Raw genomic sequence first — 16,547 nt, 5'->3', positions numbered from 1 at the left:
TCAGGCAGAGATCCAGGTGTCGTGATAGTCGCTGGAATCCCAGCGCGGCGTGGTGTGGTGGTTCTGGACGCGGCGGTCGGTGGCAGCGACCTCCTGGCGTTCGGTCGCCATCCAGACGGGCAATTCGTCGTTCACGAGCTTGACCCAGTCGGCATAAAGCGCCTTGCGCTTGACCGGATCGAGCTCTGCAGCAGCGTCAGCGGCGAGCGCATCGGCCTTCGCATTCTCCCAGCCGAACTGGTTGGTCCAGGGCGCGCCCTTGGGTGAGCCCGAGCTGTACCAGACGGTGGTCGAGATCGCCGGGTCGCCGCGGAAGCGGTGCCAGTCGAGCGCGAGATCGAAATTCCAGTCGCGGTTCACAGCGGCAATCGCGCCGGCATAATCGTAGCTCGCGATCTCGGTCTCGATACCGATCGGCGCCAGCGACTGCTGCACGAACGTCCCGAAGAGCGGCACGTCCTCGCCGTTCTGGATCAGGACGATGCGCAGCTTGAAGCGCTTGCCCAGCTTGTCCTTGGTGTAGCCGGCTTCGTCGAGCAGCGCCTCGGCCTTCGCCTTGTCGAAGGCATAGGGAACGGGCCCCGCGGGATAGAATGCCTTCGCGACCGACGGAATCGGGCCGGTGGCAAGGCGCCCCAAGCCGAACAGGAAGTTCTCGATGAAGAACTCGATGTCGATGGCATGCGCGATCGCACGGCGCACCCGCACGTCGGAAAGCTCCTTGCGGCGCAGGTTGAAGCCGACCGTGTTGTTGATCGAGCTGCCGTCCATACCCCGGCTGGAGACCTCGAAGCGCTTGTCCTTGCCGAGCCGGTCGAAATCCGAGAGCGTCAGCGTCGAATAGGTGCTCAGATGCACACGGCCGGTTTCCAGCGCAGCAGCTGCCGCCGCCTTGTCGGCGATGATGTGCCAGAAGATCCGGTCGAGATAGGGCGCGCCACTGCGCCAATACTCTTTGTTGGCCTCCACCGAGACGAACTGCCCGCGCTCATAACGCTGGAACTTGAACGGACCGGTGCCGACGGGCGCGGTGTTGGCCGGGTTCTCGAGCGGGTTCGTGCCCTCATAGAGGTGGCGCGGCACGACATAGCCGAGGTCGCAGAGCGCGCGCAGCAGCAGGTCGAGCGGGATCGGGCGGGCATAGCGGAACACCGCCGTCAGCGGATCGGGCGTATCCACCGCCTCGAGATCACGATGCAGTTGCGTGCCGTAGTTCTGGAGTTTCTTCCAGAGTTCGAGCGCGTTGTACTGCACATCCGCAGAGGTGAACGGCTTGCCGTCATGCCATTTCACGCCGTCGCGCAGCTTGAAAGTGATGGTCTTGCCGTCAGGAGAGCTCTGCCAGGAGGTGGCGAGCACGCCGACGATCTCGCCGTCCTTGCCGAGATCGACGAGCGGCTCGATCATCTTGCTCGCGACCATATTGATGCCGACACCGGCGCGGATCGCGGGGTTTAGGACCCGCTGCTCGAAGCTGTAATGGACGTTGAGCGTGCCGCCTCTGGTTATTCCCTGAGCGAATGCGGGGCCGGCCGGAAAGGCGGCTGAGCCGGCCAGCGCGGCGCCGGCTGAAAGCACGTTTCGACGAGTTAATGTCATCAGATCAAAGGCCTTAGGGAGAATAGATGACGTCGTTCTAGCGGATGAACCGACGACTATGCTTCCAAAGCTCATTCGAAAATCAGAAAAAATCCCTCCCCCAGGACCGTTGGGCGAGCAGTTTCGTCTACACGATGTTTTCTACAGCGGAGATCGGCCCTTAGCGCCAGGCCAGCTTGCCGCAGAAGGTCCGGCCCCCCTCATCCCGCCTGTCCCCGCTCTCAGTGAGCCGTGACGTGGCAGCGGCTGGCGTGGTGCGGTCCGACTTTTGTAAGCAGCGGCACGACCTCTCGGCACTTGGCAATCGCAAGCGGGCAGCGCGGGTGGAAGTGACAGCCCTTGGGCGGGTCCAGCGGTGAGGGAATCTCGCCCTTGATCGTTCCGAACTGGGTCTTGCGCGCTGTGAGCTTGGGAACGGAGGCCAGAAGCGACTGCGTGTAGGGATGATTGGGGCGTTGGAAGATGTCGTCGGTCGTGCCCTCTTCGACGATGCGCCCGAGATACATCACCGCCACCCGGTCGCTGAGGTGCTCGACGACGCCGAGATCATGCGAGATGAAGAGATAGGTGAGATCCAGCTCTGTTCTCAGCTTCATGAAGAGATTGAGGATCTGCGCCTGGATCGAGACGTCGAGCGCAGCGACCGATTCATCGCAGATCAGGAGTTCCGGCTGCACGGCGAGCGCGCGGGCAATGCCGACGCGCTGACGCTGGCCGCCGGAGAACTGGTGCGGATAGCGCGACTTCATCCCCGGATCGAGCCCGGCCCGGCGCATCTGGTCGTCGAGATAGGTCTCTGCCTGCTTATCGTTGGTGAGGCCGTGATAGAGCGGTGCTTCGACGATGATGTCCCGGACGCGCTTGCGCGGATTGAGCGACGACATCGGATCCTGGAAGATCATCTGCGCCTTGAGCATCGCGTCGCGTTCGTGCCTGCCGCGCAGGCTCGCCCGGTCGCTGCCCTTCCATTTGATCACGCCGTCCGAGGGCGGCAGGATTCCCGCGATCAGCCGGCCCAGCGTTGACTTGCCGCAACCCGATTCGCCAACCAGCCCGACAACCTCGCCGCGCCGGATCGTCAGGCTGACATCATCGACGGCGTGCACGGTTTCCGGCTTGATCGAGGCGCCCAGCCTGCCCGCGATCCGGCTGAAGATATCCAGTTCCTTGGTGAAGCGACGAGACACATTGGTGACCTCGATCATGGCGTCCTCGCCCATCGAGCGCGTATCGGTGTGCAACGTCACGCGGAGATCTCCGTCGGAGCGGTGTGGGGATGGACGCATCGCACCAGGTGGGCTGGCCGGTGGACTGTGATCGCGGGATCGACCTCGCACGCCTCGGTTGTCTTCTCGCAACGCGCCTTGAAGGCGCAGCCACGCGGCAGATTGAGCAGGGACGGCGCCATGCCGGGGATCTGCAGCAGCGGCTGGCCGCGAACATTGCGGCTGGGCACTGAGCCGATCAGTCCCCGCGAATAGGGATGGAGCGGCTGCCCGATGACATCAGAGACCTGGCCGGTCTCGACGATCCGGCCGGCGTACATCACCGCCAGTTCGTCGGCCAGACCCGCCACGACCGAGAGGTCGTGAGTGATCCAGAGCACGGCTGTTCTGGTGCGCGCGACCAGCCGCTGCACCTCGGCCAGGATCTGGCTCTGGATCGTCACATCGAGCGCCGTCGTCGGCTCGTCGGCTATGATCAGTTCGGGATCGTGCAACAGGGCGATGGCGATGGCGATGCGCTGCCTCATGCCGCCCGAGAACTGATGCGGATAGGCCATCAGGCGTTCGTCGGGCGAGGCGATACCCACCAGCCCCAGTGTGTCGCGGGCGCGCTTGCGGGCCTCCTCCTTGCTGACCCTTGCATGCGCCAGCACCGTCTCGATCATCTGAGTGCCGATGCGTAGAACCGGGTTCAGCGTCATCATCGGGTCCTGAAAGATCATCGCGATGCGGTTGCCTCGCAAGGAGCGCATCTCCTCCTCGCTCGCCTTGACCAGGTCCTGTCCCTGGAACAGCATCTGGCCCGATGCGATCCGCCCCGGCTTGTCGATCAGCCGCATGATCGAGAACCCGGTGACGGTCTTGCCCGAACCGGATTCACCGACGAGCCCGAGGATCTTGCCGCGCTCGACCGTCAGCGACAGGTCCCTGACCGCACGGACGACGCCGGCCCGGCTGTCGAATTCCGTGCAGAGTTTGCGAATCTCGAGCGTCGGCGCGCTCGAAATCGAGGGGAATGGCGCGCCCATGGCTTACTTTTTCAAACGGGGATTGAGGACGTCGCGAAGCCGATCACTGACCAGGTTGATCGAGACGATCGTCACCAGCAGTGCGACGCCGGGAAAAAATGAGATCCAGTACTGACCCGACAGCATGTATTTGTAGCCGTTGGCGATCAGCAGCCCCAGCGAGGGCTCCGTCAGCGGAACGCCCAGCCCCAGGAATGAGAGGGTCGCCTCGAGCGAAATGGCGCGGGCCACCTGAATTGCGCCCACGACCACGAGCGGCGGCAGGCAGTTGGGCAGGAGATGGCCAAAAATGATCCGCCTGGTCGGCAGTGCGAGTGACCGGGCGGCCTCGATGTACTCGCGCCTGCGCTCGACGAGCGCCGAGGCGCGGACCGTTCTGGCATAGTAAGCCCATTCGACGATCATCAAGGCGAGCACGACATTGAGCACGCCCTTGCCAAGCGCGGCCAGGATCATCAACGCCGCGAGGATTGCGGGAAACGAGAGCTGGAGATCGACCACGCGCATGATGATCGCGTCGACGCGACCGCCAGCATAGGCTGCAATCATCCCCAGAGTCGCGCCAACGAGCGCCGCAGCCAGCGCCGAGCCGCCGCCGACCATCAGGCTGATGCGCAGGCCATACATCATGCCCGAGAGCATATCGCGGCCCTGGTCGTCGGTGCCGAACCAGAATGTCGTCGATCCGTCGGCGCTCTTCGACCCCGGGGGCAGGCGCCCGTCCATGATATCGAGTTGCATCAGATCGTACGGATTTTGCGGCGCGATAAGGGGCGCAAAGATCGCGATCAGGGCGATGGCGATAAAGACGCACAAGCCCACCACCGCGAGGCGGCTTTCGGCAAACTCCGAAACGAACCGTCGAAAAGCGGTTTCCGGGACCGGCTGCTTTGCGGACACCCGATCGGCTATCGCCGGAGAGGTTTTCGGCACGGCACTCACGACGTGCTCTCCAGGCGGATTCGAGGATCGAGAAGGGCGTAGAGCAGATCGACCACAAGGTTGATGATGATGAACATCAACACGATCATCATCAAATAAGCGACGATTACGGGCCGATCCAAAGCATTGATGCTGTCGATGATCAACTTACCCATGCCGGGCCAGGCGAAGATGCTCTCCGTGACCACCGCAAAGGCGATGGTCGTGCCGAGCTCGAGCCCGACGACGGTGATGACCGGGATCATGATGTTCTTGAGGATATGTACGCCGACGATGCGCGATGGCCGCAATCCCTTGGCGCGCGCGAATTTGACGTAGTCCATCAGCATGGCTTCGCGCACACCGGCCCGTGCCAGGCGGATCACCAGGCTGATCTTGAAAAGCGACAGGTTGAGCGCGGGCATCGCCAGGTGCTTGAGCCCGTCCAGGGTCAGGAACGACCAGCTCAGCCCGAAGATTTCGACCGTTTCGCCGCGCCCCGTGCTGGGCAGCCATCCCAGTTGCACTGCGAATACCATGATCAGGATCAGGCCGATCCAGAATGTCGGCAGCGAGAAGCCGACGATCGAGGCTGCCATGATCAGCGAAGAAATTTTCCCGTCCGGCTTCAGGCCCGCATAGAGACCCAGCGGCAGGCCTATGATCAGTGCCAGCCCCGTCGCCACGATGGCCAGTTCCAGGGTCGCAGGCGCCCTCTCCGCGATCAACTTCAACGCCGGCTCGTTATAGACGAAGGACCGCCCGAGATCGCCATGCGCGGCGTTGACCAGGAAGGTCACATACTGCTGCCACAGCGGCTTATCGAGCCCCATCAAGGCAATCGCCCGGGCGCGTTCGGCCTGGTTCGCGTCGGGCGAGACGAGCAACTCGACGGGGTCGCCAATACCATAGACGCCGACGAAGACGATCAGCGACATCGCGAAGACGACAATGATCGCCTGCACGAGGCGGCGCATTAAATAGACGCTCACACATCACCTTCCCGGTTGAATGCTTGAAGTATCGTCGCGCCGGCCGGGCTGCGGCGGCGCCCGGTGAAGGCGCCGCCGCACCACATCATTTCGCCGGCTCAGCGAACACGGCGGTGGTCTTCCACCCGGCATTGGCCTGGAAGGTCACGTAGGACTTGCGCGTCGCCCAAGCGAATTTCGGGAAGAACAACGGAATGACCGGCATGTCGGCGACCGTTTCCTTCAGCGCCTGCGACGTTAGGGAAGCCCGCTTGGCCGGGTCCATTGTGCGCAGGGCCTCGGAGACCAGGGTGTCGATCTTCGGGTTAGAATAACGCTGCCGATTGAACGGGCCAGAGCCGGTCGCCGTATCGTAGGTCTGCACGACCTGACGCAGCGTGTTGGCTGCGGTGGGGCCAGAGAGCGTGGTCATGAACATCGAGAACTCGCGGTTCGTGGCTCGCGAGAACAGTGCTGACGGCGGCAGCACTTCGACCTGCGTCTCGACGCCGATCCGCGTGAAACCCTGCGCGACTGCCTGCAGCACGTCCTGGTCGCCGGCGAACCAGCCGCTGGGACCGTGGATGGTGAGGCGGAAACCATCGGGATACCCGGCGTCAGCCAGAAGCTTCTTCGCCTTGGCGATATCGAGCGCGAGGGGCGGAAGCCCAGGCGCGCGATCGCTGGCAGTGGCCGGCGCGAACTGGTCGGCCACGGCGCCCTGCCCCGACAGCAGGCGCTCGATGATGCCGGCCCGGTTGATCGCCAGGGACAAGGCCTGGCGTACGCGCACGTCCTTAAGCGGGTTCGACGACAGCGGCTTGCCCTGTTTGTCGAACACGAATGGCGACACGTCGCGCGACGCATCGGGGAAGAGATAGGCAACGCCCGTGCTTTCCTTGGCGAACAGTCCGATTTTCGGGTCTGCGGTCAGGCGCGGCACATCCTGGGGCCCGACCGAGTCGATTAGATCGGTATCGCCGGCCAAAAGTGCGGCGACGCGGCTGCCGGCATTGGGAATGATCCGCGTAACGACGCGGTCCCAGGCCGCAGGCGTGCCCCAGTAGTCCGGGTTCTTGGCGATCTCGTGCTGCTCGCCGATCTGATAGGAGACGTGCTTGTACGGGCCCGTCCCGATCATCGCCTTGCCGCTGTTGAAGTCGGCCAGGGTCGCGCCGGTGTGCAGCCGCCTCGACAGGATGAAGATGCAGTAGATGTCCCAGTCCAGGAACGGATTGGGATCCTTCGTCACGATCTGGATGACGTTCGGGGAGACGGTCTTGACCTCTGCGATATTGCGCGCATACGGCGCGAAACTTCCCGGGCTGTTGGGGATGTTCAGGACCCGCTCCAGGCTGAACCTGACATCGTCGGCCTCGAACGGCGTTCCGTCATGAAACTTCACATTCTGGCGCAATGTGAATTCCCAGGTCTTGTCGTCGACGATGCGCCACGTTTCCGCCAGGCACGGGATAAGCTTGTTGTCGGCATCGACGTCGATCAACGAACTGAAGATCTGCTTGGACGTCGCGATATTGGGGTTAGAGCTGTGGTAATGGGGATCCATGCCGCTCGGCGCCGTCTGCGCGGCGATCCGCAAGGTCCGGGGCGCCTGCGCCGAAGCCGTGTGGATCGACGGCAAGGCCAAGACCGATGTGCCGGCCAGGCCAGCAAGAAAATCTCTGCGTTTCATATCAGCTCCAGAAATAATCGACTGTGAATTGCGTCTCTAGTATTGGCCCTACACTGCGCGGACGCCGCACCACTCGGCGACAAATAACGCCAAGACTTTTGTAAGTTTTCGGATCGATTCAACGTTCACGCGCTCGTTGAAACTGTGGATCTTCTCTGCCTTTGCTCCGTAGCAGAAGGCGGGAATGCCGTAGTCGCGGCTGTAATAGCGTCCGTCATGCGCACCCGTCGAAAGCTTCTCTGTGAGAGCTTCGCCCATGATCGTCTCGTGAGCAGTCCGCATCACGTCGATCGCCTCGTCTCCGTCTTCGAGCGCGTAGCCGTTGGTCATCCAGCCCGACCACTCGACTGTCGCAGGCGCGTTGGCGAGAAAGGGATGCGTGCGTGATGCCGCCGCGATGCAGTCCTGGATTTCGACGCAGGCGGCATTCAGGTCCCAATCCGGCAGGATCGAGATGCGACAATCCAGATCGCACCAGGCCGGAACGCTGGAGGCCCATTCGCCACCGGCGATGATGCCGGGGTTGAAATTGATCGGATGCGCGACGGCGCCGTAGTGGCGATCGACCTTGGCGCGCCCGTTCCACTCCGCTTCCAGCGCCTCGACGGCACTGATCAGATGGATCATCGCCTTGATCGCATTCGAGCCCTCATGGGCGCGTGCGACATGGGCAGGCAGCCCGCGGACCCTCAGACGGAACCAGATCACGCCGACGCAGACCTTGCCGATCGTGCCCCCGGTCGGTTCTGGCAGGACAGCGCAGTCTGCCCTGTAGCCGCGCTGAAGCGTTGAGAGCGCGCCGACACCACCGCTCTCCTCTTCGATCACCGACTGGAAATGCAGCCGTCCATTCAGCGCCAGCCCGGCCGCGCGCAGCGCATCGATCGCGTAGAGCGCCGCGATCGTGCCCGATTTCATGTCGCCGGCTGCGCGGCCGTAAATCCAGCCATCGCGCAACTCGGGCACGAAGGGCGGCGTATCCCACATATCGAGCGGCCCGGCCGGGACGACGTCGCAATGACCCTGCAGGATGAGCGAGCGGCCGGCCTCCTGTTCGGGACGCAGCGTCCCGACGACCGTGCGGGCGCGGGAAAAGTCGTGTTCGATGATGCCGCAGTTCGGAAGGGCCTTCAGGTCGTCCATGTCGATGCGCCAGTCATCGACTTCGTAGCCGCGCTCGCGCAGCAGCCCCGCCATCATGTCCTGGGCCGGTCCCTCTGCGCCCCGCGTGCTCGGAATACTCGTGAACGCGAGCGTTGTGGTGATCTGGGTGTCGAAATTGCGATCAACCGCCTCGAGGATTCGACTGCGGTGGGAATCGGAAATCATAGTGAAGGCCACATCTGTATCTGAGCAGTATTATTGATTTAAAATGAAAGTTAATTGGAATAAAAACGCGACACGCCGTTATAATCAATCAAAATAATCTGAAACATACGCCGCCGCTGAAAGCGATATTCAGATCGCTACCGCTTTTCGCCTTGAGTTCGCATGACACCCCTCGACCCAACGCGAGCGAGAGAGGCCCGGCCTCAGAAGGGCTCACAGCCTCTCGGCCACGATCCTGATCTGCTGTGTGCTCTCGCCTGCGGTGATGTTTCGGACCGCCGCTGGTGTTAGGAAGAAAGCCCGTCGTGCCGTATATGTCAACATCGTTATCGCAAATGGAACACACATGAGCTCGCTCGAAAACGGGTTGCGCATTCTCTCGCTTCTGAACGAGGATCGGCAGGTCCTGCGCGTTGGGGAGGTCTGCCGCGATTTAGGCCTGCCCAAGGCCTCGGTATCGCGGCTGATGAAAGCGCTTGCCGAAGCCGGGCTGTTGGAGCGAGAGCGGCACGATCAGGGCTACGTCGTCGGAGGCAAGGCCCTTGATCTGGGCGCGCTATACCTCGCACGTCACGGGCTCCTGGACCTCGTCCGCGTCGCCATTGACGAACTCGTGCGGAAGTTCGGCTTTACCGGGCACGCCGGGATTCTATCGGGACACGAGCGCGTCCTCCTCGCAGCACAGCAGGGCACGTACCCGCTGCAGCACACGGGAGCGATAGCGGAGCGCATACCAGCGTTCGACTCGGTCATCGGGCGCGTCATTCTCGCCCGGCTCGGCGATGACCAGGCCCTTGCGCAGGTCGACGCCCGCGGCAAGCAGGGCCTTCGCGCGGCCATGAGCGACGACGAGGTCAGATCCGAGTTTGCCGCGATCAGGGCGAACCGGATCGCCCGTACATCGAGCCTGATCAAGCCGGGAATTTCTTCGATCGGAGCGGCAGTGGCAGATCCCGCCCGCAATGAGATCATGGGGTTTTGCATGTCGTTTCCGACATTAGCGGCGGATCTCGAAACGCAGGACCAGATCGCCACCGACGTCGCGCGGCACGCGCACGCGATCGGTGTTCGCATGCGCGATCCGATCTGGGCCTCGGGGCTGGGGGGCTAGGGATCCCCGGAGCGAGGACGATGTACCTGAACTGACGGTCAGACCTCGGCTCTCTGCAACACCTTGGCATATCTGGGCAGCCGCATTATCGTCGCGACGTCTCACGGGGTGCCTGCAGGGCTGAGAGGCGGACCTGAATCCGTCAACCCGTCGAACCTGATCCGGATCGTGCCGGCGTAGGGATGGAGACGGCGTTGCCCCGGGTGCATCGCGGTTTCAGCTCACGTCGGAAGCGTTCTGGATCTGATCGTCCTCGAACCGGTCAAGGCGCTGCCCATGTCGCTCCGTTCGCTCGTCCGCTGTGCGGCGCTTATCCTCGGCCTGAGCGCCGCGACCGCCATGGCACAGGCGCCGAAGCCGACGCTCACAGTCTACACCTATGCGAGCTTCGCCGGGAAATACGGACCGGGAAAGACCGTGAAGGAGCGGTTCGAGGCGGTCTGCGACTGCACGCTCAACCTCGTCAGCGTCGACGATGCCGGCACGCTGCTGGCGCGGCTGAAGCTCGAAGGCGAGACGACCAAGGCCGATGTTGTCGTCGGACTCGACAACAATCTGATGGCGGAGGCGAAGGCGACAGGGCTGTTTGCACCGCATGGCGCGGATCTCGCCGGGCTTTCGCTGCCTGTCACTTGGTCGGACGAGAGATTCGTCCCGGTGGACTGGAGCTGGTTCGCCTTCGTCTATGACAGCGCAAGGCTGAAAAACCCGCCAGCGAGCTTCAAGGCGCTGGTCGAGGATGCGGCTGGGCCGAAGATCGTGATCCAGGACCCGCGCACCTCGACGCCGGGGCTCGGACTGCTGCTCTGGATGCGGCAGGTCTATGGCGATGAGGCGAATGCAGCGTGGGCTAAGCTGAAGCCGCGCATCGTCACCGTGACCAAGGGCTGGTCGGAGGCCTATGGGCTCTTCCTCAAGGGTGAGGCCGACATGGTCCTGAGCTACACGACCTCGCCGGCCTATCATGTCGGCGCCGAGAAGAAGGACAATTTCAGGGCCGCGATCTTCCCCCAGGGGCATTATCTGCAGGTCGAGGTGGCCGGGATGGTCAGGATGACGAAGAATGCGGAGCTGGCGCGCCGCTTCCTCGCCTTCTCGCTGACGGAGCCGTTCCAATCGGCACTGCCGGAGACCAACTGGATGTACCCGGCGCGCACGCCCGCGACGGGATTGCCCGCATCCTTCCAGAACCTCGCCCGGCCCGAGCGTTCGCTGCAATTCGCGCCCGAAGAGCTGCGGGACCAGCGGCGCAGCTGGATCGACCAATGGCTCGCGGCTCTGAGCCGCTGACCGCACGGTGCGCACGCTCCCCGGGCTGATCTCGCTCGCGCTGCTGCTCAGCACGGTCGGGGCGGCGGTTACGGGGCTCCTCGCGGCCGGGGTGAGTTTTAGCCTGCCGCCTCTGGCTTATCTACGGGGCGTGCTGGGGTTCACCCTGATGCAAGCGAGCCTGTCGACGGCGCTCTCGCTCCTGCTCGGCGCAGCGGCCGCATTGGCGCTAGCGCGGCGCCCGCGTTTTCCCGGGCGGAGCCTGCTGGTTGGCGCTATGAACCTTGCCAGCGTGCTGCCGGCCATCGTCGCAGTCTTCGGCATCGTCGCCGTCTTCGGTTGGGCGGGCTGGACCGGGCGGTTGGCCTCTCTCATGGGGTTCGACTTCGGCAGCTGGCTCTATGGCCTGCCCGGCATCCTCATCGCCCATGTCTTCTTCAACGCGCCGCTGGCCGCACGCGTCTTCCTCGCAGCGCTGATGGCGGTACCCGCCGCGCATTGGCGGATCGCCGCGCAACTCGGCATGCGCCCGCTCGACATCTTCCGGCTGGTCGACCGCGCCGTGCTCCTGCGCGAGGCGCCGGGGCTCGCGGCGCTGATCTTCCTGCTGTGCTTCACCAGTTTTGCCATCGTTCTGGCGCTGGGCGGCGGACCGGGCGCGGCGACGCTGGAGGTCGCAATCTACGAGGCGGTGCGCTTCGAAGCCGATCTCGGCCGCGCCTCCGCGCTGGCCGGGCTACAGATCCTGATCTGTGGCACGCTCGTTTTGGCCATGGCGCGCGCGGTTTGGCGCAGCGGCGAGATCGCGACCGCGGGTGGGTCGGTCGAGCGCCCCGACGCGACCTCAAGGCCGGTGCGCCTGTTCGACGGTTTTGCACTCGCCTGCATAGCGCTGCTGGTCCTGTCGCCGCTGGCGGCGATGGTTGTCTCCGGTCTCGCGAGCTACCGCAGTGTGCTGGAGCCGGAGGTCCGCGAGGCGCTCGCAACGAGCCTCGGGATCGGCGGGGCGGCCGGAGGGCTTGCTGTCATGCTGGCTCTTTCGCTGGGCAGCCTTTCAAGCCATTGCCGGCTCGCGCTGCGCCGACCCGGTTTGGCCGATGCGACCAGCCTCGCAGGTCTGATGATCGTCATCGTGCCGCCCTTCGCGCTGATCACCGGCCTGTTCGTGCTGCTGCGCCGCGGCCTCGATCCCGCGGAGGTCGCGATCCCCGCCATCATCCTGATCAACGCGCTGATGGCCTTGCCCTTCGCGCTGCGGCAGATCGAGCCACCGCTGAGTCTGGCGGCCGAGCGCCACGGACGTCTCGCGGAAAGCCTCGGCATCGCGGGACTGGACCGCCTGCGCCTGGTCGACTGGCCGCTGCTGCGGCGCCCGCTGCTCGACGCCTTCGTGGTCGCCACGGCGCTGTCGCTCGGCGATCTCGGCGTGGCGAGCTTTTTTGGCGGCGCCGTCACCACGCTGCCACTGCTGCTCTACCAGCATCTCGGCGCCTATCGCGTCGATGAGGCAGCCTCGGTCGCGCTGCTGCTGGCGGCTCTCGTCTTCTGCCTGTTCCTGCTGGCCGACCGCCTTTCTGGAGACCGCCATGCTTGAGCTTCGCGCCCTGACCCTGAGCTATCCGGATTTTCAGGCGGAGTTCGACCTCACCGTGGAGAAGGGGGCGCTCTGCGCGCTCATCGGTCCCTCGGGCGGCGGCAAGACCACGCTGCTTCACGCCATTGCCGGGTTCGAGCGCCCGGCCAGCGGGCGGCTGAGCTTCGATGGCATCGACCTGATGCCGCTCGCCCCGGCGCAGCGCCCGGCCTCGATCCTGTTCCAGGACCATAATCTGCTGCCGCACCTGACGGCGGCGCAGAATGTCGGGCTGGGCCTGAACCCCGGCCTGCGGCTCGACGAGCGTCAGCACGCCGAGGTCGAGAATGCGCTCGTCCGTGTCGAGCTCGCAGGTTTCGGCGCGCGCCGCCCGGCCGAGCTTTCGGGCGGGCAGCGCCAGCGGGTCGCACTCGCCCGCGCGCTGGTCCGGGACCGGCCGCTGATGCTGCTCGACGAGCCGTTCAGCGCGCTCGATCCGGGGCTGCGACGCGAGATGATCGCGCTCGTCGACGAGTTGCGTCGAGAAAAGAACCTGACAGTGCTGCTCTCGCTGCACACGCCCGAGGACGCGGCAGGCCGGCTCGACCAGATCGTGTTCATTCGAGCCGGGCGGGTGCTACTCTCTGGACGACCGGAACAGGTTCTGGGACAGCGGGGCATCCCGGAGCTCGATGCCTATTTCGGCCGGTCGCCGGCATAAGGATGGCGTTGTGTGACGCCACAACGCAGCAGTTGTTCTGGGCAGGATCAGGTCGAAGAATCGAGCGAGCGTCGGGGAGAACCGGCCCGCTGTCCCGACGAGGCAGCCTGGATTGGATGGTCCATGCAAAGCGCGCTTAAGCGCCGACCGCGTCTTCGCGCGCGAACGAGCAGCGAAGTCGTTTGGCTGACCACCGCGACGTGGTGCACGTCTCCCGACGGCGGGCCCACCCGCTGCCACTCGGCAAACGGGCGAAGGGCCCATGGCACCTTCATTTTGAGATCGTAAGGACCCTTCTTGGTAGTGAAGGATCGGAGCATTCCAAGAGCCGAGTGTAAGACCGCATGGTGAAAGCGGAAACCACTTAACTCGTTATCAATGCTCAGCTCTTTCTCCTGCTGAGGAGAAAGAGTGGTGCCCAGGAGAGGACTCGAACCTCCACGCCCTTGCGAGCGCCAGCACCTGAAGCTGGTGCGTCTACCAATTCCGCCACCTGGGCAACGAGGGGCGGTTTAGGGGGACGAACCGGGCCTGTCAACGGCGTTTTCGAAAATCATCTGCCTGCGATCGGCCAGCCTGTGGAGAGTTTGGCACGACCTCTCCGAGCCCTTTCGAGTTACCCCGCAAAATCCGGTCCCTATCGTGTGTTTTGCGCTGCAAACGCCATAGTTCGGCATTGCAAAAATTTTGTAACGGAGAGCACCCGCGACGGCTCGAGCGCACGAACGCGGTTGCAAGCCGGCGCATATCAGGACGCGGCCATGCCGTCGCCTCACCTTGCGCCGCCTCGCACGTGCCCCACCGGCATATGCCGTGACCACCGCGACCAAAGCGCCGACGCCGCAAACTGCCTTTCCACTCCGGGCCAAAATGCTTTAGGAGCGTTCCAACTAACGCGCATGAGGCTAAGGCGACCATGGCCATCGATCTGTCCACTCCGAGCCAGCAGCTGATCACCGTCTTCGGCGGCTCGGGCTTCCTCGGCCGCCATGTCGTGCGGGCGCTGGTCAAGCGCGGCTATCGCGTGCGCGTCGCGGTGCGCCGGCCCGATCTCGCCGGCTTCCTGCAACCGCTGGGGACCGTCGGCCAGATCCACGCGGTCCAGGCCAATCTGCGCTATCCCGATTCGGTCGCGGCTGCCGTGAGGGGCGCCGACGCAGTCGTCAACTTGGTCGGCATCCTGCAGGAGGGCGGCCGCCAGACCTTCACGGGCGTGCAGGCCAATGGCGCGCGCGCCGTGGCACAGGCCTGCGCGGCGCTCGGCATCACGCGCCTGGTCCAGATCTCCGCGATCGGCGCCGACCTCGACTCCGGCTCGCGCTATGGCAGCAGCAAGGCCGAGGGCGAGGCCGCCGTCCAGGCTCTGGTGCCGTCGGCGGTCGTTCTGCGGCCCTCGATCATGTTCGGCCCCGAGGACAGCTTCTTCAACCGCTTCGCCTCGCTGGCGCGGATGCTGCCGGTCCTGCCCTTGGTTGGCGGCGGCGAGACCCGGTTCCAGCCGGCCTTCGTTGGCGACGTCGCCGAAGCCGTGACGCGCGCCGTCGAAGGCAAGGTTGCCGGCGGCCGGATCTATGAGCTTGGCGGGCCGGAGGTGAGGAGCTTCCGGGAGCTCGTCGCCTATATCTGCGAGGTCACCGGCCGCAAGCGCCTGCTCGCGAGCCTGCCCTTCCCGCTCGCCCGGATCCAGGCGCGCCTGCTGGAGATCGTCGACACCCTGACGCTCGGCCTTCTGCCCAACGAACTGAAGCTGACGCGCGACCAGGTCACGCTGCTGCAGAGCGACAATGTCGTCTCGACAGCGGCGCAGGCCGAAGGCCGCGATTTCGCCGGCATCGGCATCACCCCGACCTCGGTCGAGGCCGTGGTACCGTCCTATCTCTGGCGCTTCCGCAAGACCGGCCAGTTCGACACCGCCCGAGCGAATTGAGTCCCCCGTTATTGCGGGCGGAAGCGAAGCAATCCAGGGGGACGCAGCGCTCCACGAAGCTGGATTGCTTCGCTTCCGCCCGCAATGACGGGTGGTGCCAGCCGCTCAGAGCATGCTCGGCAGCACGCGGTCCGGCGGCTTGTGGCCGTCCATGAAGGTCTTGATGTTGACGATGACCTTCTCGCCCATGTCGGCGCGCCCCTCATGCGTGGCCGAGCCCATATGCGGCAGCACCACGACCTTGTGCTGACGGGCGAGCTTGAGCAGGCGCGGATTGACCGCCGGCTCGCTCTCGAAGACGTCGAGCCCCGCGCCCGCCAGTTCCCCGGCCTCAAGCATGCGCGCCAGCGCCGTCTCGTCGACGACCTCGCCGCGGGCGGTGTTCACCAGGATGGCGTCGGGCTTCATCAGCTTGAGGCGCCGCGCCGAGAGGAGATGATAGGTCGCCGGCGTATGCGGGCAGTTGACCGAGACGATGTCCATCCGCGCCAGCATCTGGTCGAGCGAATCCCAGTAGGTCGCCTCGAGCTTCTCCTCGATGCGGGCATCGACGCGGCGGCGGTTGTGATAGTGGATCGACAGCCCGAACGCTGCAGCCCGGCGTGCGACCGCCTGCCCGATCCGGCCCATGCCGACGATACCGAGGCGCTTGCCGGTGATTCGCCGGCCAAGCATCCAGGTCGGCGACCATCCCGCCCACTCGTCGTCGGGAATCACGCGGGCGCCTTCGGCGATCCGCCGCGCCACGGCGAGAATCAACGCAATCGTCATGTCGGCGGTGTCGTCGGTCAGGACGCCGGGTGTATTGGTCACGGTGATGCCGCGCTGCACGGCGCTGACGACGTCGATATTGTCGACGCCGTTTCCGAAATTGGCGATCAGCCTGAGTTGGTCCCCGGCCTGGGCGATCAGGGCCGCATCGATCCGGTCCGTCACGGTGGGCACAAGCACATCGGCGGTTTTCACGGCCTCGACTAGGGCGGCCTGGCTCATCGGTGTGTCGTCGATGTTCAACCTGGCGTCGAACAGCTCGCGCATACGCGTTTCCACGACTGCGGGAAGCTTGCGGGTAACGACGACCAGCGGCTTTTTCTTCGACATCAAGGGCTCCTCTTCCGCTGGTGCGCGCCTTTGCCGCCTTTCGGCCTCAACCCGCCATTAACCGCAGCGTATCAGGAC

13 protein-coding genes, 1 tRNA gene and 1 riboswitch are annotated in these 16,547 nt (G+C 64.6%); of the genes, 5 read left to right on the top strand and 9 right to left on the bottom strand.

Annotation, left to right across the window (positions count from 1 at the left end; all coding sequences use genetic code 11):
• From AC1D2L_RS14305 to AC1D2L_RS14275, 7 genes are all read right to left on the bottom strand, one after another.
• The gene (locus AC1D2L_RS14305; RefSeq protein ID WP_476846530.1) at nucleotides 1-1,599 is read right to left on the bottom strand and encodes an ABC transporter substrate-binding protein; all 1,599 of its coding nucleotides are present in this window, start codon (nucleotides 1,597-1,599) and stop codon (nucleotides 1-3) included.
• Nucleotides 1,600-1,820: 221 nt separating this feature from the next.
• The gene (locus tag AC1D2L_RS14300) at nucleotides 1,821-2,819 is read right to left on the bottom strand and encodes an ABC transporter ATP-binding protein (protein ID WP_476846591.1); all 999 of its coding nucleotides are present in this window, start codon (nucleotides 2,817-2,819) and stop codon (nucleotides 1,821-1,823) included.
• Between the two features lie 23 nt (nucleotides 2,820-2,842).
• Nucleotides 2,843-3,853 (bottom strand): ABC transporter ATP-binding protein, encoded by a 1,011-nt coding sequence (locus AC1D2L_RS14295; RefSeq protein WP_476846529.1) that lies wholly within the window; start codon nucleotides 3,851-3,853, stop codon nucleotides 2,843-2,845.
• Between the two features lie 3 nt (nucleotides 3,854-3,856).
• The gene (locus AC1D2L_RS14290) at nucleotides 3,857-4,669 is read right to left on the bottom strand and encodes an ABC transporter permease (RefSeq protein WP_476846528.1); all 813 of its coding nucleotides are present in this window, start codon (nucleotides 4,667-4,669) and stop codon (nucleotides 3,857-3,859) included.
• A gap of 122 nt (nucleotides 4,670-4,791) precedes the next feature.
• Complete coding sequence (locus AC1D2L_RS14285) at nucleotides 4,792-5,751, bottom strand: ABC transporter permease (protein WP_476846590.1); 960 nt, start codon at nucleotides 5,749-5,751, stop codon at nucleotides 4,792-4,794.
• Between the two features lie 100 nt (nucleotides 5,752-5,851).
• Nucleotides 5,852-7,438 (bottom strand): ABC transporter substrate-binding protein, encoded by a 1,587-nt coding sequence (locus AC1D2L_RS14280; RefSeq protein ID WP_476846527.1) that lies wholly within the window; start codon nucleotides 7,436-7,438, stop codon nucleotides 5,852-5,854.
• 48 nt (nucleotides 7,439-7,486) lie between these two features.
• Complete coding sequence (locus AC1D2L_RS14275; RefSeq protein ID WP_476846526.1) at nucleotides 7,487-8,767, bottom strand: ArgE/DapE family deacylase; 1,281 nt, start codon at nucleotides 8,765-8,767, stop codon at nucleotides 7,487-7,489.
• A 346-nt stretch (nucleotides 8,768-9,113) separates the two neighbouring features.
• On the opposite strand from AC1D2L_RS14275, the gene AC1D2L_RS14270 reads away from it, so the two are divergent.
• The 4 genes from AC1D2L_RS14270 (at nucleotide 9,114) to thiQ (ending at nucleotide 13,441) form a co-directional block, all read left to right on the top strand.
• The gene (locus tag AC1D2L_RS14270) at nucleotides 9,114-9,878 is read left to right on the top strand and encodes an IclR family transcriptional regulator (protein WP_476846525.1); all 765 of its coding nucleotides are present in this window, start codon (nucleotides 9,114-9,116) and stop codon (nucleotides 9,876-9,878) included.
• Between the two features lie 94 nt (nucleotides 9,879-9,972).
• Nucleotides 9,973-10,079: riboswitch (TPP riboswitch) on the top strand.
• Between the two features lie 75 nt (nucleotides 10,080-10,154).
• Nucleotides 10,155-11,168 carry a thiamine ABC transporter substrate binding subunit gene (gene thiB, locus AC1D2L_RS14265; RefSeq protein ID WP_476846524.1) on the top strand — a complete coding sequence of 338 codons (1,014 nt, stop codon included), beginning with the start codon at nucleotides 10,155-10,157 and terminating at the stop codon, nucleotides 11,166-11,168.
• A 7-nt stretch (nucleotides 11,169-11,175) separates the two neighbouring features.
• A complete protein-coding gene (locus AC1D2L_RS14260; RefSeq protein ID WP_476846523.1) occupies nucleotides 11,176-12,741 on the top strand; it encodes an ABC transporter permease family protein in 1,566 nt (521 codons plus the stop codon).
• On the top strand, nucleotides 12,734-13,441 hold the full coding sequence (thiQ, locus tag AC1D2L_RS14255; protein ID WP_476846522.1) for a thiamine ABC transporter ATP-binding protein: 708 nt from the start codon (nucleotides 12,734-12,736) through the stop codon (nucleotides 13,439-13,441). The genes AC1D2L_RS14260 and thiQ overlap by 8 nt, the downstream gene beginning before the upstream one ends.
• A 412-nt stretch (nucleotides 13,442-13,853) precedes the next feature.
• On the opposite strand, the gene AC1D2L_RS14250 is transcribed toward thiQ, so the two are convergent.
• Nucleotides 13,854-13,940: transfer RNA gene (locus tag AC1D2L_RS14250), tRNA-Leu, on the bottom strand.
• 417 nt (nucleotides 13,941-14,357) lie between these two features.
• On the opposite strand from AC1D2L_RS14250, the gene AC1D2L_RS14245 reads away from it, so the two are divergent.
• On the top strand, nucleotides 14,358-15,368 hold the full coding sequence (locus AC1D2L_RS14245; protein WP_476846521.1) for a complex I NDUFA9 subunit family protein: 1,011 nt from the start codon (nucleotides 14,358-14,360) through the stop codon (nucleotides 15,366-15,368).
• A gap of 105 nt (nucleotides 15,369-15,473) precedes the next feature.
• Here the strand turns inward: AC1D2L_RS14245 and AC1D2L_RS14240 are convergent, their stop codons facing one another.
• Entirely contained in the window at nucleotides 15,474-16,469 is a 996-nt protein-coding gene (locus AC1D2L_RS14240) for a 2-hydroxyacid dehydrogenase (RefSeq protein WP_476846520.1), read from the bottom strand.
• Nucleotides 16,470-16,547 lie beyond the last annotated feature (78 nt).

It is taken from the genome of Allobosea sp. P1_B10, assembly GCF_056406735.1.
Note: the sequence above shows the minus strand (reverse complement) of the source record. Positions and strands in the feature narration are given on the sequence as shown.